Genomic DNA, 18,627 nt, shown 5'->3' on the forward strand with positions numbered 1-18,627 from the left:
AGGCCGGCACAACGCCGGCCTTTTTTCGTGTCGCGACCAAGCAGTTCCCACCGATCACGGTCCTTCCCCGGTCACGGTCTAGCGCGGGACGGAGAGGTGTCGGCGCAACGGGCAAGCCGTCCTCCACTGCCGTTCCGGCCCGGCAATCACCTTCCACGATGACAGACACGGCTTCCGGCCGGGTGCGCCGCCTCCGCCCCGCGCTCTCCGACCGCCGTGACGGACCGCGATCGGCGCGGTCTGCGAAAATTGGAAGGACAGCACAATGAAGAAGACAAGTCAGAAGGGCGAAAACAGCCCGGACGTTTACGCGCGCATCACCGATATCGTGATTGCCGAACTTGAACGCGGCGTGCGCCCCTGGATCCAGCCATGGGGGTCCGCCCGTCTTGGCAATTATGTGTCTCGCCCGCTGCGCTTCAACGGAGAACCCTATTCCGGCATCAATGTCCTCCTTCTTTGGTCGGCGGCCACAAGACGCGGCTATGGTTCGGCAATGTGGATGACGTTTCGCCAGGCGCTTGCGCTCGGCGGCAATGTCCGCAAGGGCGAGACCGGCTCGATGGTCGTCTACGCCAACCGCATCACCAAAACCGAAACCGACGGCAATGGCGAGGACATCGAGCGCAACATCCCATTTCTGAAAGCCTATACCGTTTTCAATCTGGAGCAGATCGATGGGCTTCCCGAAGGCTACGGCGCCCGGTCCGATCTCGCACCCTCGAAGCCCGTCGCGCGCCTTGACCATGCCGATGCATTTTTCCGGGCGACCGGCGCTGTCATTCGTCACGGCGGAAGCAACGCCTTCTATGCACCGGGGCCGGACATTATCCAGATGCCGCCGATCGAAGCCTTTAGAGACCTCGAGAGTTATTATGCCACCCTTGCCCATGAGCATATCCATTGGGCTGGGGCGGCCCACCGGCTCGATCGTGATCTCTCGCGCTATGCCAAGGATCGCTCGGAGCGGGCCCGTGAAGAACTGATCGCCGAGCTCGGCGCCGTCTTCCTTGCCGCCGATCTCGGTGTCGTTCCGGAGCTGGAGCCGAGACCGGATCATGCGAGCTATATTGCGTCGTGGCTTTCGGTCCTGCAGAACGACAAGCGATTTATCGTCCAGGCAGCGGCGCAGGCGCAACGGGCCGTGAGCTTCCTGCATTCGCTGCAGCCGGAAGCGGGTGCGAAGGCTGCGGCCTAAGCTCAAGAGCGGTCGCCACCGCCGGTCGCGGCCGCCTGATCCATATGCCGTTAAACCTTGAGCCCTTGCGCGCGGTCAGCATCCAGCTTCCCCAGATTGATATCGCCGGCGGAGCATTTCCCTTATCGGAATGGCCACGCGCGATTAGCGCACGTCGAACCTCGCGAGCATCTTGCGCAATTGCCTGTTCTGCTCGATGAGCTTCTTTGCAAGCTGACGTCGCAACGCGTCGACTTCTGCATCGAGGTCGGCCATCTCATCCGTCAAGGATTTTGGGCCGGCTGCAACGGCAGGAGGTTCCTCTAGCTCAGTTACGGTCGAAGCCGTCGGCTCCACGATCGGCTCAACGTTCTTTCGACGTGCCGACGCTCGCTTCACGAGTGCTTCGACAGCTTGGGTCTGCGTAGGAGCAGGCGACTTCTCCTCAAGCTGTAGCGAGGTGGGGAAGTTTGCGGGTTCCTCGATACCGGCCGCGACCGCGGGAGCTTCTGCTGCAACTGATGGCCCTGTTCCAGCTTCAGTCGGACCGACATCTGCCTTGGGTAGGCTTGCCTCGACTTGCGCCTCGGAGCTGGGCAGAGCGGAGTGGTCAACTGTAGTCCCGTCGAGGACAGGTTGTTCCTCTTCGGGGGCAAGCTTGTATTCGAGAGCAATGGTCTTCGGTTCGACTGCCGAACTCCCATCATGCCCATTTGCTCTCGGTTTCCGCGACACCAGGTCAGCCACAAATCTCCATGGTGTTCTCATCACATTTACCTTCCAAGCATGGCAGCCGGGACATTGCCGCGGTCATCTCATTGTCAATAAAACCGCATTGATCTCGGCTCAGTCGGACGAAAGATCGGCGGCGCCATCGCATGGAAATACGTGGCGCCGCTCGAAACCAGAACTCAGGCCTTGCCAAGGCGCTTGCGCAGATCTGCATTCTCGGCGCGCAGCTTTTCGGAGAGCTCCTTGCGAAGCTGCTTATTCTCTTCCTCAAGCTGGATGAGGTCGGCGATATCGTCAACGAGGTCAACAGGAGTGGCGACAGGAGCGGAAGCAGCAGGGGCAACGCGGGGTGCGCGAGTGGCGGTCGTCTTCGGTGCGACCGCCTTTTCAGCCTTGACCCGAGCCGTCTTGGAGCCGCGCTTCGCACGCGTCTTCTTGGCCGGCTTTTCAGCAGGTGCAGCGGCAGTATCGACGGTGGTGGCTTCAGCGATTGCTTTCGGCGCTCGCGGCTTGCGGGTCTTCTTTTCAGCGGGAGCTACGTCCGGAGCTTCGGTCGTCGCAGTTGTCTCAATCGTTGTTTCGTCGGCCATCAGTGTTCTCCTCTGTCAGGCGGGAAAGCTTTTGATATGCCGTTACCTAAAGTCAATGCGGGAACCCATGTTTTCGCGTGCTATCGGTCCTTGAGGTGCCGCCATGTTAGGATTATTTCGATGGCCAAAGTGGCACGGGGCGCCGGTTATCCACATGGCTTGCACCCACGTTAAGCAGCCACTTAGGTTGAACGCCCGTGTGCTGGCCTGCGTCTTGGGATCGCGTGTCTGCCTCCAATTGCCAGTGTCGTGTCTTCTCAAAGCCGCGGCTCGCCCACTGCGGTCTCGATGCGGCTTGTCTGACCAAAAACCGCCTCGCAGGCTCGGCTCGATCGTCCTCCCGCAACGGCCTGCTCGTTTTCTTCCCCTGACGGCTGACGCCGCCATTCCTCGCGAGGCAAGAAAGCCTCGGCTAAAGGCCGTCCTCCACTTTGTTACGGCCCGAGGGTGCGGCCCGATCGTTTCCGGTCCCATCGACAGCCATCGAGACCGCGATGGGCGCGGCCCGAGCAACTGAAAAGGATCACGACAATGGCAACCATCGGCTCTTTCACCGCTTCCGATAACGGCTTTTCCGGCACCATCAAAACCCTCAACCTCAACGTCAAGGCCAAGATCGTCCGCGTCGAACGCTCTTCCGACGACGCACCGGATTTCAGGGTTCTGGCGGGCAATGTCGAGTTCGGAGCCGGGTGGCAGAAGCAGGCCCGGGAGAGCGAGCGCGACTACATCTCGGTCAAGCTTGATGACCCGAGCTTCCCCGCTCCGATCTACGCCACGCTGACCGAAGTCCAGGGCCAGGAAGGTCTGCAGCTCATCTGGTCGCGCAACACGCGCCGCTGATCAGCCAATTGAAAGCCCCGCTCGATCGAGCGGGGCTTTCGTCATGTCATTTGTTAAGCGCATCCTTCAAGGCCTTGGCCGGCTGAAAGCTGAGTTTCTTGGCGGCGGCGACCTTGATGGTCGCGCCGGTCGACGGATTGCGCGCCTCGCGCTCCGGCGTCGTCTTTACCTTGAACTTGCCGAAGCCTGGCAGCGAGGTCTCGTTGCCGGCAACGGCCGCCTCGGTAATCGAAGCGATTACCGCCTCGACAATCGCTTTTCCCTGGACTTTGGTGAGGCCATGTTCGCCTGCAATCTTGTCGGCGATTTCGTTGGTCGTGGTCATTTTCTTCTCCGCATCGTATCAGATGCAGAATCCCTGCCATCGCCGACCGGACCTGTCATCGACACGCTGCGGCAAATCGTTCGCAAGCCCAGGATCTCCAGAGTTTTTCAACTGATCACGTACCACTAACCCGAAGACGGGCATCGAGCCCGCCCTCGCGTTCGGGTGCGATACGGACAGGAAATGTCTGCTCAGTCCGTCCGAGGGTGCCATGGGCGCATGACGGCCTCAAGGACGAGCGGTGCCCCCAATTTTGCCTCCGCTCCGGTTCCCTGCACTCCGACAAAATCGGCACCCCCACTCGCCGCCGCTGGCGGTCGCGTTCCGCGATCCTTGACCCCGCCACGCCCCCACGACTGCGTGCGTCGTCTTTCACAAACGTCAAGGAGACGACGATGCTTCTGGAACAACACATTGAAGAGCTTCAACTCGAACTGCGCGAAGCGTTCGACCTGGTCGAGCGCCGCGAGATCGAAATCGAGCTGGAGCTGGCTCGCGCCGAGCTGGCGGTGATCATCGCCGAACAAGAGGGTGTCATCGACGCCGAGCCGCCCTTCTGAGGCGGCTATTGCCACGTCGGCTGGCCGAACACGCCGGGTCGACCGGCGTTTCCGGCCAAAGCTTTCGCTTCGCCATCCGCATGGGGACACATCCACCTCCACGGCACTGCCTTTTGCTATCGGTCATCCGATGCATCTTGCCGCACATGCGGTTTCGGCCTGTATCCGCGCGACCTTCTCTTTCGCAGAAGCTGAAGAAAGAGCCTGACCGCCTCTTCTTCCTGCGCGAAATGATGTTCCCGCCTGTGGCCGGTGGAACCGATCCGGCCCCATCGACGGATCAGGCAGGCCTCGCCGAACAGGTTGGGCTCGATCGACATCGCGTAATACCGCGCCATGTTCTTCCTGGCGTCGATGCGTTCGACATAAAGCTGGTAAGATTGCGCAATCATGACACGCAGAATTGAGGAAGGCAGACTCGGCGTCCAACGACATATTTGAATCGCTCGGTCCCGATTGATTCATGCTGATGATGGGTAGTCGCCGGATGATCCGGGCGAGCCGCCTGCGGCGGACGGTGCTATTCGCCGTCGCTCACGGAGACCGCAAGGGTCTCCGCCCCTCGGGTCACGCCCCTCTCGCGGTGACCGCACTTGCGACGCAAAGTTTCCGCGATCACGGCCGAGGGTAGACTGTGGCCGGCTGAACGCCGGATACGGACACGGCGCCTGGGGCGCCGTGGTCTATCTCTCTCTGACGTCCCATTGTGCACCCGCCCCTCCGGCGTCAAGGACGGCGCGGCCCCTCCAATTTTCAGCCGCCATCCCTTCGGGCCGTCGCCAGAAAATTGGTTCCTCCGCTTGCCGCCGCTGGCGGTCGCGTTCCGCGATCCCTGACCCCTCGCGGCTACGGTGCGGGCTCCTTTTCGTCAGAGACGGAAAGGAGGCACTGATATGTCCAATGACTGGTACTACGTCCATCAACTCGCAGGGCTTGCGGGCTTCAAACTTATCGTCCTTGCCAATCGCATCGGCTGCGAGGACCAATTCTTATTCGAACTGCATGACGGACTCATCGAGGGACTGGCGTGCGCAATTGCGCAGGTGCAGTCCATCATGGGGCTGGAGCGCCAGCTTGCCAATGAGCCGGACGAGGAAGGTTTCACCGCCTTCCAGCTTCAGGGCGAAGAGGAATGCCTCGCGCGGTTCACGATCACGCTCCTCGATGACCTCGAAATCGACTACGACACACACGAGTACCGTGTGAACGGCGGCGAATGGCACTATGCGCTCTCGGCCGATTGCGATGGCATCGAGATCAGCTATCCCAGCCTTGTCGCCCTAACCGATCACGAACTGGGCATGCTGGCTCCGATCGTCCGTGCGATCCGCAGCGAGACGGGCATCGCCATTAGCATCGCACGCGTCGTCTACGATTGATGCGCCAACCGCTTCGGACGTCCCTCGCTTGCCTCTCATGTTTGAGCATCGTCGGCCGATCGACCAGCCGGCGATGGTGACGGAAGTCGGACAAAGCCGCATCACTCAACACGTCTATGGTTATTTCAGGTTAGCCGGTGGCTCGATGTCCTACGCCGAATCGGAGGCTTCGGCGGCCTTCAATTCTATTCCCAGGGTAAGGCTGGCATATCGCCTTGCGCCACTCGCCAAATCCATGCAGACATGTCCGATCGCGCTTCAATCATCTCGTGTAGCAATGTTTCAAACTTATGGTCGGCGTTCGGCGGAATGATATAGAAAGCCGCCGGCCGAGGGCGCGCCTCTGGCAGGATCGCGTTTGCGATGGGATACGTTGACGGCAGATCGAAACGCAACCCTTTCACCGTCTTGCCCCGCAGGCGGGTCAACCTGCCGAGCAGCCGTTCCTCGTGCGCGTTCTCGATAGGCAGCCATTGCTCAGTTACCGTCATGACCGCCATCTCGTTGATCATGACCAGCCCGGCTGCACTGGCCTCGATCGTAGCAATGGCAATCAGGTGGGATCTGTCATCGCTTCGCCACAAGGCGAGCTCGGTCTCGAACCGCCGCTCCAGTCGCCGCCAGGCCGCCTCATCAAGGAGCAGCCGAAAACCGGGCATATGCTTGATGATGACCTGCTGGCCGCTCCTCGCTGCTCCAAATTCCTTCACCTCGCCTACAAGAAGCATGAGCCTTCTCGCACCGCCGCCTTGTCCGATTAACGAGGCAAAGGCCCGCGCACGCCGCTGTTCGATCGCCGCCTTGTCCTCGGCTCGGAACGGTTCCGGCACGTAGAGACGTTCCGACAGCGCTTCGCCACGGACTGAAAGGATGCCCGCGGCTTCCAGCAGATGGTTGTAGACCTGCCACCAATGCCGCTTGCCGCTCCAATGTGCGGTCCACTCGGTAAGCCCACTTTCATGCCAAAGGAGATGCAAAAGTGCCCGCAACGACAGCCGCTTGCCCTCATTTTTCACGCTGTCGTTTTTGGTTTCGCCCGCCGCCGAGCTTCCGGGCGGGCCGCGCTTCGAAAGTGCAAAATCCAGCTTGACCGCCGCCGTTCCCGCTTCCGCGTCCAGTTTGATTGCGCTGCCCATCAGGGCTCCAAGGCCCGTCAGATCATAGGGAGGCTCATAGGACGCACAAGCTTGGTCGTGGTCCCCGCCCGACAACGGCATACGCTTGATGACCAACTGGTCGCCGATCCGGGCAATATACATCGGCACACCTAACGCCCGGCATTGGCAAATTGGGCGCTGCCTCGCCCGGTGGGCAGCCGCCAGAATGGTGGGAAGGCGCTTATCGTCGCTGTTGACTATCTCCCCGCCGATCCGGAACCTTCGTACCCGTCCCGCTTGTGTGTCCGAGCCGGCAACGCTTTCTTGCTCATCATCGATGGTTGCGGGTGGAGACTTCAATATCCGTTCTCCTTGAGGTAGGCGTCGATCGCCACCTGCATGATGATCGTCATGTTCACATCATTCTCGTGCGCTGCCTTCTTCAGCCGTGCCTTGGTCCCGTAGTCCAAGGCGACGTTGACGTAGAACTTGGCTTCGCGCTCTTTCGCGCGTTTGAGATTGCGCAGCGCAAGACGGGCGTCTTCCTTTACGATGGCGGCGGTCATTGCCTTTTGGCGTCGCGCGTCGTCCGTCAATCTTGGCAGAACCTTCCGGTCGGTCCTCTCCGCGATCCTTTCCGGGGTTACGCTATCGCTATCTGTGGTCTCGTCCTCGGTGGTCTCACCGTCTACCCGTTTCGGCTCGGCGTTGCGCGCCGCAATGATGAAATCGCCGAGTGCCAGGTTCGACTTGTTCATGCGGCGACATCCTTAAGATGTGTCGAGCGCTTATCTTCGATTTCGGTGACTAGAGCCTGAACCTCGGTGCGCGCCTTCCTGACGGTCTCCGTCAGTTCCTGCATCTGCAGTGTTCCGAGGCCGTTCTGGATTTCACGATAGACATTCCGCTCGAAGAGTTCGGTTTCGAGAAGCGCGGTGCGATAATCAGCCTCCTGCAGGCCTGCCACAAAGGGTCTGATATAACGATAGGCTTCGAGGTTTCTGGCGGGGATGGTCACGCGCGTGCGGACATTGAGATGCTGGATTTGCAAACCGGTGTTGTCGTTGATCTCGTTGACCATTGCTGCGGCCTGGCCCGCAGCCTCGATTTCCTTAATGGCAGGCTGGATCGGCGAGATGACAAGCTCTGCGGCCCGGATGATATTCGTCTGCAGCGAGCTGTCGACCCCGGGGGCATCGATGATGACGAGATCGAAGGAGCCCTCGAAGCGACCGATTGCCGTATCGAGTGTGCGGGATGTCGAGGCCGTCGTGACTTCCATGCTGGCCGGCACGTTTTGCTTGGTATGGCAGAGTCGCCACCAGCCTGAGAGGTTCTGCCGGCTGTCGGCATCAATCAAGAGCACACGCTCGCCTCGTAACGCGTATTCGCCTGCCATCAATGTTACGAGCGTGGTTTTGCCCGCGCCTCCCTTATTGCTGACGGCTGCATAGATCCTGCCCATTGGCTCACTATCTCCTCGCATCTCGTTTCGGATAATATAACGCAATAGGTAATATATGAGTCAACTAAAAATGTGGGCCATCATACCCATTCCATGGTCCATCGCCTCTAGTATGCGTTTCCCTTCCTGGACTGCTCGCCGCATCTCTAAATCGGAAGCGATCGACATCAATAGGTTGATTATACGTAGAAATAATCAAGGTGAATGTACAGACCGCTTGCACAAATGGCATCGTGTTTTGCCGTTCAAGGAAAATAGTCCCGGCCTTCTGTCGACCTGAACGCGGCTTGAATAATGATACCAAATGAGTTACATTCTGTTTGGCAGGATACGCAAATTTGTGATACAAATTTGCTGACAATCGACGGACGAGCCGTCGATGGCGCCTGCGGCCCTCCCTGAAGAGGAGAGTAGGATGGCGGCAGAGAGTGGCGTAGCGGTGAGCGTGGGTAGGGGAGACGAGCGGAAGGATCGGGTCGTGCATGCCCGGTTTAGCGTATCGGAGCTTGCTGCCATCGAGCATGCGGCAGCCGCCGCCGGCCTGAGCCTATCCGCGTTCGTTCGGTCGCTGACGTTGGAAGGCGCAGGTGTTCAGCCCTTCCTTACAGACGAGGACCGGGCGGTCATCGAGATGCTCGGCGCGGAAATGCGATCGATCGGCGTCAATCTCAATCAGCTTGCCAGAGGCCTGCACCGGGCGCGAGGTGTTTCGTCTCCCGATCTCTCCGTGTCGATTGGTGAGGTTCAGCGTGTGGCCGCCGCGATCGTGATCGAACTGCGCCGGTTCGCAGCGCGGGGCGCCCTGCGCAGGCGAGGAAACGCCTGATGGAGATTTTTCTTGGAGCATTCGAGAGCGATTGGGAGCGGCGTCGGGCTGCGATGCTTCACGAGCGCTTGCTCGGCCGCGGCAAACCTGGCGACGACGAGGAGCGGCGCCGGCGTGGCGGCGCAGTGTCGGCGGCTTCGCCCCTGTTCGGGAAAAAGGGAGCCCATACCGGCTTGCGCTGGTCTTCTGCGCGCATTGGAGGACAAAGGCTGCCTTCACTGGCGGAACCGTCTATGCGATCCCGCTTCCAGTCGCTTGCTTCAGGCAGCCAGCCCGCAGTCGTCAAGATGGTATCCTTTGGAGGCGGCTCTCGGCTTGGTGCGATTATCAATTACGTCTCCCGCAATGGGGATGTGGTCGTCGAGAACGAGCGCGGCGAAGAGTTGCGGGGCCGAGATCAGTTGTCCGAGATCGGTGGCGAATGGAACCACCTGATGAAGAACCGGGTGGAGAGCCGGGACATCGGTACCTTTAGCCTGGAGATGGACGCGCCTTCTATCTCTGGCGCTGATCCTTATGACGTGGCTCGGGCGCTACTGAAACGAGGGCTAGGGGATCGCAGTTTCGCCTTTGCCGTCGGTCGCGGGGACGGCGACGAAAGGATCAAGATCGAAGGCGTCGCAGTTCTGCGCGACAGCTCGGGCGAACGATTGACCGGCGACAGCAAGGCGTCGGGCTTCGTGCAAACGCGGATTGACGCAGAGGGAGATGGGGTCGAGGGCAGAGGAACTTTCCGCTTTGCTGGTTACGGCAATGGCACCGATTACGGCACCAGCCGCTTGCGCGATCTGGTCGAGCGTAATGACAGCGCTGTTCAAAACGACCGGGGCGAGACGATCGCCGATGCAAAGCAGGCGGGAGATTTGGTGCAGCTCGAATGGCGCGATCTGCTTCATAGTCGCAAGCCACGTGACGTCATGCACCTCATCATGTCGGCGCGGGCGGGCACCGACGTTCAGGCGTTTCAGGCAGCGGCACGGGATTTCCTGGCGCACGAATTTGCTGGCCACCGCTACGTTTTCTCGCTGCACGATCCTTCACGAGATCCGAAGGCGGAGGAGGCCGGCGGAAAACGGCCGCATGTACATGTCCACGCAATCGTCGCGATGCGTTCTGAGGCAGGCGATAGGGTCGAGACGACGATCCAGTCTTTCCGGCGCTGGCGAGTGACAATGGCGGAAAAGGCGCGCGAACACGGGATCAGGATGGAAATGACTGACCGGCGCGAGTGGGCAAGTGCGCCGGCTTATAATAGAAATCAGGTCAGGCCGACGAGCCGGCGGGGACGCACGGAACATGAGGGCACGAGCGAGGCGGCTGACAGCCGTTATCGGGCGAAGCGGCTCGACAAGGAGAACATTGCCCGTACAGGGGCGAGCGTCCAGTATACTCGTCGCGCTATGGAGAGCTGGAAGGAAGTGGCGACCCAAAAAGCCAGGTCAGTCACTTCTGAATTCGCATATCGCCGCGCTAATCGCTTGGAAGCAGCTCTTTCAACAGAGGTAGGGAGGGTTAACGATGCTTCGCTCGATACGAAATCACACTCGCAATTTGTTACTCATCTGGTAACATTGCAGAAAGTCGTTTCGGAGGATGAGAAGATGCGGCACATGAGCCGGCCGGAATTTGAGGCCTATGAGAAGCGTGTGGAAACGGCATTGTTTCAGGCCGAGCGAGTGATGCCGAATGAGGAGCGGGCGAGCTTCGACGAGATCGCCACTGCCGCCCGGGACCACGTCAATGTCCGGCGTGAGCTGATGGAACTGTCCGAGCAGAGGACACAAGGTGAACAAGAGCTGGATCCTCAACTGCGCGATCGGGACGACGATCCCTCCGTCCGGTGGAATGATGCTGTCCAGCGGCATGGCCTGCGTACAGTCGAAGCGGCCAACCAGATCATGGTCGAGGTGGAGCGCTATCGCGAGGAAATCGAACGTGCTGACAAGCAAGAGATCAGGGCCGACAAGGCATCGCTTCAGGAAAATCTCAATCGGGAGCTGACCCGCGCCGGCGAACTCGGTGCTGCAGGAAACGCCTTGATCCGGGAAATCGCCGAGGTCGACGAGGAGCTCAAGCTTGCGATCGAGACTGCGGAGCAATCTGTAGAACGTCGCGCCAGGCCTAAAGTCGGAGGAAACGATGGCTTCCATGCTGGATCGAGAGAAGAGGCCGAAGGTGAGATCAGCAATGCCAGAGACTATGGAGACCGCACATTCGAGCCAGATGAGCCGCCGGGCGACCGGCCGGAAGGACGTCGCGCGAACGCAACCGCTCGCACAGGCGACACCACGCGGACCGATCCGGCTCAACAGCATGTGCTGCGGCTTGACCAGCTTCAGCGGGAAGCCGATGAGCGGCGTGAGCGCGACCACGACGATCGGGATCGATAGGAGACGAAATCCATGCGGGACGAGCGAAGGATCATCATCAATCCCGAGAAGGCGCACAAGTCCGAGGACGTTCTGGCAAAGTGGTTCGCGATCATCTTCTGGCTGGTGATGATTGTCGGCATCATAGACCATGCCCTCACGGTGACATTTAGACATGGCGCAACATGGTGGGACTTCGCGATAGCTTCGCTGCCGTTTTGAAGAAGTTAGAAGCCTTTAAACTACGTCCGCCGGCATCCCTGCCTCGATCAAGATGGACCCCTAGTTATCTCGACTCCCATTTAGGTCTTTCACTCAGCAACTGCGAGGATGACGCTGTCGGAAAGGAAGGATGCTTTGTTCGGCTGCGTTGGCGCGGCGTGAGTTGTCGTGAACTGCTCCATTGATCCATCAACGCAAGTCAAAGACATTGACTAATGCTCCACCTAAACACGTGTTCCGACCCGACCTCCGATTGGCGTTCTCGTAATACGCCATGGCCCGATTATCCTATCGGCCTATTCGAAAGTGTCATGATTCACACGGAGCTGAATGAAGACCTCCAACTAATAAACAATCGACCGGAAATCGAGAGCTTCATCCTTTTTGTACCAAGGCACCATTGCGACGGCTATTACGCTTGTTTTGCTCCGCCACCGCTTTGACTAGCTCCTCGTGGCTGACTCCGATGGCCTGCGCCAAGTGATACAACGTCACCACCGTCGGGTTCCGTTTGCCCTGTTCAAGTCCGCTGAGATATTGCTGGCTAAAACCGGACCGCACTTCCACCTCTTCCTGCGTAAGGCCCTTCTCGCGGCGCAGGCGAGCAAAATTCTGACCAACGAGTTTGCGCATGTCCATGCGACACTGATGGCAGTTTACATACTTTAAGTTTATCAACTATAGTATGTAAACTGGTACTCCAGCCGTCTCGCTCGCGCATCAAGATCGAGTGCTGTGACTTGGGAACCGCTACCAGAACAGGAGAGAATGGTGCCAAAAAAGGCGACCGGATTGGATCCGATCGATGTCCAAGTGGGGGCGCGGATACGCCTGCGTCGGCGCGTGCTGAAAATGACGCAGGGTGATCTGGCGAGCGCAATGGGGATCAGCTTTCAGCAGATCCAGAAATACGAAAAAGGCGCGAACCGGGTGGGCGCCAGCCGACTTCGAACAATGGCGGGAGTTCTGCAGGCGCCTGAGTCATTTTTCTTCGACGGCGTTTTATCACCAGCACCGCAAATGAGTGATCGGCGAGATGGCGTGCCGGCGGAGCTTGCAGCCTTCATCTCGTCGGCTGACGGCCTTGCGCTGAACCATGCGTTCCTGAAAATAGACAAGCCGGACCTGAGAAGGTCGATCGTGGCCATGATCACCGCCATTGCAGCCAATAACGGTGGTGCAGCAGCCGATTTCGAAGGGAATAACCAGGCGGTAGGCGTGCAGCGATGAAGCATCTCGCGCATTCTCACGCGTCACCGCTCTTCGAGACCGATCTCGACGGCATCCGGGACTGTCACAGCCAGGATATCCTGGATGGCTTTTCGCCGCGGCGCGGGAGCGCCGGACGATGCGGCAAGCGATTTCTTGATCGCCGACGTCAATCGATCGGCGGTCGGCACCAGTTTCGCTTCCGCGCGCGCCTGCAAATCGTCCGCGGTATCGCCGAAGTTACCATTCGATACCGGTACCGCTTTCCTTGTCCTCAACGCTGATCGTCGCGGGACGGATCGCGCGATCTTCTTTTCCGTGGCTTCAGGTTCGGGCGCCCGCTCAGTCATGCCGGAGATTTGCAGCACGCTTTCCACGTGTCCTTCACCCGGCGACGCCGACGTAATGTCGTACTCCCGGGTCGTAGCCGGCACGGAAAGCGGCGCGACGAATTCCACCTCTGGAATTTCGACTGGATGCCGGTTCGCAATATCTGCAGCATGCTTGAACGGCTGAGTGGCGTAATATCGGAGTTTCTGGCTAAAGATCGGCGGCTGGCCTTCCACGAGTAGGACCATCCGATCCTCCGGCATCTGTCGCACCTCCTGAGGCATCATCAGATCTCGCTCACGGATCTGCTCGACCTTTGTCCGGCGTGGCAATCCCAGCAGCTCAAGGGTGCGCGACTCCGATTGATAGCGGATGGTGCGCTTACCGAGCGCACGTGATGCATATTCGGCAGTGGCCTGATCGTTGGCGCCGAGGACCAGCTGCAGGCCGCAATTCCCGAGCAGCGAATGTCGGGCGGTCTCTCCATAGATCTCGTCGAGATTCTTCAGGTCCTGGATGATGAAGGCCATCTTGATGTTATAGCCGGCGACGTAGGGCAGCTTGTTCATGATCTCGTCCATCTTTTTTAGCTGCCGAAACTCGTCGAGCAGGAAATAGACGGGAAGGGCGCCGGGATTGTGCTCACGGGTGAGGAGATCCATCACCTGTTGGACGAACAGGGTCAGCAGCGGCCGCAGGATGGTCATATCGGTGATGTTCGGTGCCACATAGATTGTGACCGGCCGACGCTGCAGCGAGGCGAGGTCCATATCCGTGACGCTGGTTGCCGCTACTACACGCTCGTTGCGAAGTGGGGCGAGTGCCTTCTGGATGTCAAGAAGCGCCGAGCGAGCCGCCCTCTCGTTGAGGGCGATATAGGCATTGAAGCTCTCGGTGGTGAATCGGGAGAGATACCTTTCCTTTTCCTTGATCAGCTTCATCAGCACCTGCAGGTCGATGCCGGAATTGAAGAAGCCGTTGACCTCGCCGAGATTGCGGCGATTTTTGTAATGGGGGCTTTCGAGCACATAGCTGATGACGCCGGCGATGACCTGCTGGGCGATCCCCTGCCAGATGGCATTCTCCGATCCGAGAGCTTCGGGGATAAGGATGCTTGCCATGTTCTGGATATCGATCGTCCGACTGCCGCGGTCAGAGCGTACGAAGTCGAGCGGATTCCAACGATGGGTCTTCGCCGCGCCCGGCGAAAACAGGAACACCGAATTGCCGGTACTCGCCCTATAGCCCGCGGTCAGCGCGAATATCTCCCCTTTCAGGTCGGTGACGATCATCGATCCGTTGTGCATCAGGGCATTGGGAACGACATATCCGACACCCTTGCCGGATCGCGTCGGGCCGATGACCAAGTGATGGCGATCGTCCCGACGCCGAAGGATTTGCCGACCATGCCGCCCAAGAATGTGTCCATCCTTGCGAAACCAACCGCCGCGCCGCAACGACGCCATGTCCTGAAATGCCGCGTCGCCAAGCGGGTTCGATGGGCGGCGTAGCCCGAAGATCGCCGCCGCGGCGGCAACACAAATCGCCGGGACGAGCGAGGCGGCCGCCACAAGTTGCAATTGGCGGCTTCCGGAATAGGCGATGAACTGCTGGATCGGTGCAAACGGTTTGCTCGTCGTCATCAGGTGTAGGATCCGCCCGTCCTTCCAAACGACCTGAAGGACCAGGCTGTAGCTGAGCATCCACGCCGCGATGGCGATCAGCACACAAAAAAGGAGGTAGACGACAAAGTAGGATCTGCTCATGGCGCGCGCCGGGCATAGTAGATCTCCGACACACCACGGCGGCCGCCGTCGCGGCGTAGCTGGATGACGATGGGAATGACCATCCTGATGTAAGACATCAGATCCGGCTTCGAATAGCCGGACGACATGCCGGCCTGCATCATCATCATAGCGACTTGCTCATAGGCACCCATCGGTGTGTTGGCATGTACCGTCGACATGCTGCCGGGATGGCCGGTGTTGATCGCCCGGAGGAAGGCAAAGGCTTCCGCGCCGCGGACCTCGCCGACGAACAGCCGGTCCGGCCGCATCCGCAGCGCAGCTTCCAGGAGCGACTGGATCGTCACCTGGGCAGTGCCCTGATCGCCGCGTGAGGCGAGCAGATGGACGCTGTTGCGATGCGGCGGAAAGAGCTCGCGGGTGTCCTCGAGCGTCAGGATGCGCTCGTGTTCATCGACGCTTTTCAGGCAGGCGTTGAGGAATGTTGTCTTGCCCGTTGACGTTCCGCCACTGATCAACATCGAGACCCGTTCTCGCACTGCGGTTTCAATAAAACCATGAATGCGGTCGGCTTCGAGAAGCGCTATCAGCTTATGCTCGGTCTCACTTAGGCCGCCGACGGTCACGGCCACTTTGTCGAGCGCGCCGCTGTCGCGGTATTGCGCAAGGGTAAAATCGCTGATTACTTGCTTTCGGATCGAGAGGGCGCCGCCGTCCGGGGCGGCCGGTGGCAGGATGACCTGAATGCGCTCACCGGAGGGAAGGGCAGCGCTCAACAGGGGGTTGATGCGGCTGATGAATTGGTTGCTGGCAGCAGCGACCCGCTCGCCAATATGCTCGATCTCGACCGATGTCAGCGCAGGGACCTTATAAAACTCCATGTGATCAGCGCCGAGACGTTCAACGAAGACTTCCCCGGGCCTATTAACGGAGATCTCGACGACCTTGGGATCTTCGAGGAAGGCAGCCAACGGTGCCAGCGAACGCTTCAGGAAGTAATACGGGTCGCTACCTGACACCGCGACCCTGATCGAGGCCTCGCTCATGCTTGATCTCCTTCAATGCTTCCTCGACCGGGTCCGGATACATGGCGGAAAAGTCGAGGTCCTGACGGACGTAGACGAAGATGCGCTCCCCCTGGTGGACGCTGATGGTCGGCGGGATACGAAGGTTCTCGCTGAGGGCCTGGTTGGCCATGTTCGAGAATGTCTGGGCAATCGTCTCACGCGCAAGTTCGGCGGCGCGGTCGGAATCGGATTCGTTGTTGCCGTTTCCACTGGTCGAATATTGTCCGCTCCCGTAGCCAGTAAGGTAGGACGAGCCCGCCCCGACGATGGAAAGCAGGATGGCGGACCCAAAGCGCTCGCGCCACTTGTTGTCGACGACCCCTGTCAGACCGGACCGCCCGAGACTGTCGGTTCCGATACTGTTGAGGCGGACCGAAACGCCATCGTCACGGAGGAGCCGCGTCCAGATGACGAATATGCGTTTCTGGCCGCGAATGACGTCGGACTGGTACTCGCCAATCAGCCGGGTTCCGGTCGGAATCAACACACGTCGACCATCGAAGGAGTAGACGTCTTCAGAGGTGATAGCGCGAATCTGACCGGGCAGGTCGCTGTTGATGGCGGTCTCCAATATCCCGGGGATCAAAGTTCCCTCGGGAATCGCGGCGTCCAGCCGGCCAATCTGCCGAGCCTTGGCCGATCGGTCGCCGATCGCAGATGCCGTCGCCAGGAATTTGCTGTTGCGATCCTCGCCTGCCACTGTTGGGCCGCCTTCCCCGTTAGTGCCAGTCAAAGATTGACCTCCAGTGTCGGTCTTGGTGGAATCGACGACGATTTGCTTGGAAAGGAAGCGTTTCGGGAATGCCTCGGCCGGCGCTTGCTGCTCTTGCGGTTGCGGCAACGAGATGGGGGGTGGCGGGACATCAAACTGCGTTGTATCGGCAGGCTCGTCCTTTTTTTCTGGGGGTGGCTCGGGAAGTTGGATGATATTGTCCGCCGGCTTCTGCTCGGCCTTCTGCTCATCTCTGAGGAAAGAGGGCGGACGGAAGGTGGTGGTGGAAAATTCTTCATCACCCTTCAGCGCATCTTGTGGATGCTTCTGCGGCGCGAAGACGACGACGTAAGCGAGTGCAGCGCCGCCAATGAGCAAGGCCGCTCCGCCTAGTAATTGCTTTCGCCGGGCGCGCCTGTCACGCACCTCGATCTCGTCTACGTCCAGCATGGCTTCCAGTTCGGGCGACCGTGTCATCCGTTGCCACTCCTCCTGCGGATCGTTGCCTTGTCATCGAGGGCTGGACCCATCACGGCCCGATCGGGCTTGCCGAGATCCGGTTTCCTCAGATTGAAGATGCAGGTCCAGACGTTGCCATCTCGGAGCGTATATTGCGTCGCTGTACCGTCGACGACGATGTAGTCGCCCTCTCGGCGGAAGTTGCGCAGCGTTTCCGTGAAATCGGCATTAACGGCGAAGATCGCCGGCACCTTTGGCCCGAACTTGAAGAAGGTCTTTTTACCGTCGTCGAAGACCGTCAGTGGCTTCAAGGTTGCGGCACCCGTGAACGAGTAGTCGATATTGACGTTGGCCTTGTCGATGCCGGAGATATTGGGATATTCAACGCGCGCCTCGGCTTCCTTGCGCAGCGAAGCGTTCAGATCTTTGTCCGGATAGACGAAACGGATACCAAAGACCTTTTTGTTGTCTTCCGGGGCAAAATCGTTGAGCTCGAGATAATAGATGCGCTTCGTCGTCACGACATTCATGTTGGTCGAGACGTTTTTTGCCTTAGGTTTAACAAAGAGGATGTTGCCCTTATCGGTTGGAACCACGTCCCAGCTATCGGTATCGCCGACAGCGATCGTCTCGAATTTCTCATCTTCGTCGAAGATGATCATGGTCGAGATGCCGTAGGTCGCGAACACCCGCACAACATTGTTCGGCTGGTAGACGACGCTTGTGACGCGCGCGTCAAGCCTGCCGGCGGTCGGTATCTCAGCGGCCTTGGCCATCGGAGCGCCGGACAGAGTAATGGCGAGCGCGATGATGGAAAGCTTCCGGATCACGGGTTGCTCCCCGATACCGTTTCCTGGTCGCGGCGATAGTCATAGACCTGGAAGCCCAAGGGATTCTCGAACCGCCACTCGTTGGTCGCAGGCGTATTCGTATAGCGATAGCGCACGACAGCGATCCAGTGGTTGGTGACAGAATCGGTGTCCGACACCTCGGTGGTCGCGAACCGAACGATGCCGGTCGAGCTGTTCGGGAAAGTGACGGAGGCGATTTCCGTGGTAACGCGCTTGTTGCGACCGTAGACCTTTGCGGGGTTTTTCGCATTCGTGGAACTATAGAGGTCCTGGAGATCGCGCGCGGCGTTGCCGGTCGACAAGAGTGCCGCGATCCCGAAGTTTGCGTCGATTGCGTAGGGGTCATAGCCCTCGCGCGCCCTGATGTAGCGAACGATATTGGCCTGGGTGATTGCCTGCTGTTCGCTCAAATTGATCGGTCGGGTGAGGCCGGTCTTCACCTCGACATAGCCGGTGTTCTTGTCAACCTCGACGATGTAGGGCTCGAAGCTCTTGAGAGGGACGAGCATCACGAGTGCGAGCAAGCTCAGCAGTGTGATAGCGCCGAAGATCACGGTAACGAACCAGGCGAGCGCTCTTGACCGTTTCGCCTTCCGAACGATCTCCTGCTCCCAGATGTCGCCGCTCTGGTAGTAGGTGTGCAAATTGATGTTTTTGGGCTCCGCCATC

At 59.4% G+C, this 18,627-nt stretch carries 21 protein-coding genes; 8 read left to right on the top strand and 13 right to left on the bottom strand.

From position 1 onward, the window contains the following. Positions 1-265: 265 nt before the first annotated feature. Complete coding sequence (locus AC13RC_RS24825; protein ID WP_488558735.1) at positions 266-1,198, top strand: ArdC family protein; 933 nt, start codon at positions 266-268, stop codon at positions 1,196-1,198. A gap of 144 nt (positions 1,199-1,342) precedes the next feature. On the opposite strand, the gene AC13RC_RS24830 is transcribed toward AC13RC_RS24825, so the two are convergent. Together AC13RC_RS24830 and AC13RC_RS24835 are read right to left on the bottom strand one after the other, a co-directional pair. Then, positions 1,343-1,924, bottom strand: coding sequence for a hypothetical protein (locus AC13RC_RS24830; protein WP_488558736.1), 582 nt, complete (start codon positions 1,922-1,924; stop codon positions 1,343-1,345). A 164-nt stretch (positions 1,925-2,088) separates the two neighbouring features. Continuing rightward, entirely contained in the window at positions 2,089-2,499 is a 411-nt protein-coding gene (locus AC13RC_RS24835) for a SyrB-like regulator (protein ID WP_488558737.1), read from the bottom strand. A gap of 531 nt (positions 2,500-3,030) precedes the next feature. On the opposite strand from AC13RC_RS24835, the gene AC13RC_RS24840 reads away from it, so the two are divergent. Further along, on the top strand, positions 3,031-3,342 hold the full coding sequence (locus AC13RC_RS24840; protein ID WP_488558738.1) for a DUF736 domain-containing protein: 312 nt from the start codon (positions 3,031-3,033) through the stop codon (positions 3,340-3,342). A gap of 46 nt (positions 3,343-3,388) precedes the next feature. Here AC13RC_RS24840 and AC13RC_RS24845 read toward each other — a convergent pair whose 3' ends face one another. Then, positions 3,389-3,667: an HU family DNA-binding protein gene (locus AC13RC_RS24845; protein ID WP_488558739.1), complete on the bottom strand. Its 279-nt coding sequence runs from the start codon at positions 3,665-3,667 to the stop codon at positions 3,389-3,391. A gap of 395 nt (positions 3,668-4,062) precedes the next feature. On the opposite strand from AC13RC_RS24845, the gene AC13RC_RS24850 reads away from it, so the two are divergent. Continuing rightward, entirely contained in the window at positions 4,063-4,227 is a 165-nt protein-coding gene (locus AC13RC_RS24850) for a hypothetical protein (protein ID WP_488558740.1), read from the top strand. Positions 4,228-4,343: 116 nt separating this feature from the next. Here AC13RC_RS24850 and AC13RC_RS24855 read toward each other — a convergent pair whose 3' ends face one another. Beyond that, positions 4,344-4,619 (bottom strand): WGR domain-containing protein, encoded by a 276-nt coding sequence (locus tag AC13RC_RS24855; protein ID WP_488558741.1) that lies wholly within the window; start codon positions 4,617-4,619, stop codon positions 4,344-4,346. Positions 4,620-5,120: 501 nt separating this feature from the next. Between AC13RC_RS24855 and AC13RC_RS24860 the strand changes: the two genes are divergently transcribed. Next, positions 5,121-5,606 (top strand): hypothetical protein, encoded by a 486-nt coding sequence (locus AC13RC_RS24860; RefSeq protein WP_488558742.1) that lies wholly within the window; start codon positions 5,121-5,123, stop codon positions 5,604-5,606. Between the two features lie 185 nt (positions 5,607-5,791). Here AC13RC_RS24860 and AC13RC_RS24865 read toward each other — a convergent pair whose 3' ends face one another. From AC13RC_RS24865 to AC13RC_RS24875, 3 genes are read right to left on the bottom strand one after another with little or no spacing between them, the layout of a single operon-like run. Beyond that, on the bottom strand, positions 5,792-7,063 hold the full coding sequence (locus AC13RC_RS24865) for a DUF1173 domain-containing protein (RefSeq protein ID WP_488558743.1): 1,272 nt from the start codon (positions 7,061-7,063) through the stop codon (positions 5,792-5,794). Next, positions 7,060-7,461, bottom strand: coding sequence for a hypothetical protein (locus AC13RC_RS24870; protein ID WP_488558744.1), 402 nt, complete (start codon positions 7,459-7,461; stop codon positions 7,060-7,062). The genes AC13RC_RS24865 and AC13RC_RS24870 overlap by 4 nt, the downstream gene beginning before the upstream one ends. After that, positions 7,458-8,168 (bottom strand): ParA family protein, encoded by a 711-nt coding sequence (locus AC13RC_RS24875; protein ID WP_488558745.1) that lies wholly within the window; start codon positions 8,166-8,168, stop codon positions 7,458-7,460. The genes AC13RC_RS24870 and AC13RC_RS24875 overlap by 4 nt, the downstream gene beginning before the upstream one ends. A gap of 415 nt (positions 8,169-8,583) precedes the next feature. On the opposite strand from AC13RC_RS24875, the gene AC13RC_RS24880 reads away from it, so the two are divergent. The 3 genes from AC13RC_RS24880 (at position 8,584) to AC13RC_RS24890 (ending at position 11,585) form a co-directional block, all read left to right on the top strand. Beyond that, positions 8,584-8,994, top strand: coding sequence for a plasmid mobilization protein (locus AC13RC_RS24880; RefSeq protein WP_488558746.1), 411 nt, complete (start codon positions 8,584-8,586; stop codon positions 8,992-8,994). 125 nt (positions 8,995-9,119) lie between these two features. Continuing rightward, positions 9,120-11,384, top strand: a complete 2,265-nt coding sequence (locus AC13RC_RS24885; protein ID WP_488558747.1) for a hypothetical protein — start codon at positions 9,120-9,122, stop codon at positions 11,382-11,384. Positions 11,385-11,396: 12 nt separating this feature from the next. Next, complete coding sequence (locus AC13RC_RS24890; RefSeq protein WP_488558748.1) at positions 11,397-11,585, top strand: hypothetical protein; 189 nt, start codon at positions 11,397-11,399, stop codon at positions 11,583-11,585. Positions 11,586-11,960: 375 nt separating this feature from the next. Here AC13RC_RS24890 and AC13RC_RS24895 read toward each other — a convergent pair whose 3' ends face one another. Further along, positions 11,961-12,224: a helix-turn-helix domain-containing protein gene (locus AC13RC_RS24895; protein ID WP_488558749.1), complete on the bottom strand. Its 264-nt coding sequence runs from the start codon at positions 12,222-12,224 to the stop codon at positions 11,961-11,963. 129 nt (positions 12,225-12,353) lie between these two features. Between AC13RC_RS24895 and AC13RC_RS24900 the strand changes: the two genes are divergently transcribed. Next, the gene (locus AC13RC_RS24900) at positions 12,354-12,815 is read left to right on the top strand and encodes a helix-turn-helix domain-containing protein (RefSeq protein ID WP_488558750.1); all 462 of its coding nucleotides are present in this window, start codon (positions 12,354-12,356) and stop codon (positions 12,813-12,815) included. Positions 12,816-12,838: 23 nt separating this feature from the next. Here AC13RC_RS24900 and AC13RC_RS24905 read toward each other — a convergent pair whose 3' ends face one another. The 5 genes from AC13RC_RS24905 to AC13RC_RS24925 are packed head-to-tail and all read right to left on the bottom strand — an operon-like array spanning position 12,839 to position 18,626. Further along, entirely contained in the window at positions 12,839-14,890 is a 2,052-nt protein-coding gene (locus tag AC13RC_RS24905; protein ID WP_488558751.1) for a type IV secretory system conjugative DNA transfer family protein, read from the bottom strand. Continuing rightward, positions 14,887-15,915, bottom strand: coding sequence for a P-type DNA transfer ATPase VirB11 (gene virB11, locus AC13RC_RS24910; RefSeq protein ID WP_488558752.1), 1,029 nt, complete (start codon positions 15,913-15,915; stop codon positions 14,887-14,889). The genes AC13RC_RS24905 and virB11 overlap by 4 nt, the downstream gene beginning before the upstream one ends. Further along, complete coding sequence (virB10, locus tag AC13RC_RS24915) at positions 15,878-17,125, bottom strand: type IV secretion system protein VirB10 (protein WP_488558753.1); 1,248 nt, start codon at positions 17,123-17,125, stop codon at positions 15,878-15,880. The genes virB11 and virB10 overlap by 38 nt, the downstream gene beginning before the upstream one ends. Continuing rightward, entirely contained in the window at positions 17,122-17,883 is a 762-nt protein-coding gene (locus tag AC13RC_RS24920; protein WP_488558880.1) for a TrbG/VirB9 family P-type conjugative transfer protein, read from the bottom strand. The genes virB10 and AC13RC_RS24920 overlap by 4 nt, the downstream gene beginning before the upstream one ends. Before the next feature lie 50 nt (positions 17,884-17,933). Next, a complete protein-coding gene (locus AC13RC_RS24925) occupies positions 17,934-18,626 on the bottom strand; it encodes a VirB8 family type IV secretion system protein (protein WP_488558754.1) in 693 nt (230 codons plus the stop codon). Position 18,627: the final 1 nt, after the last annotated feature.

The sequence above is a fragment of the Martinezella sp. CNPSo 3890 genome (genome assembly GCF_057784455.1).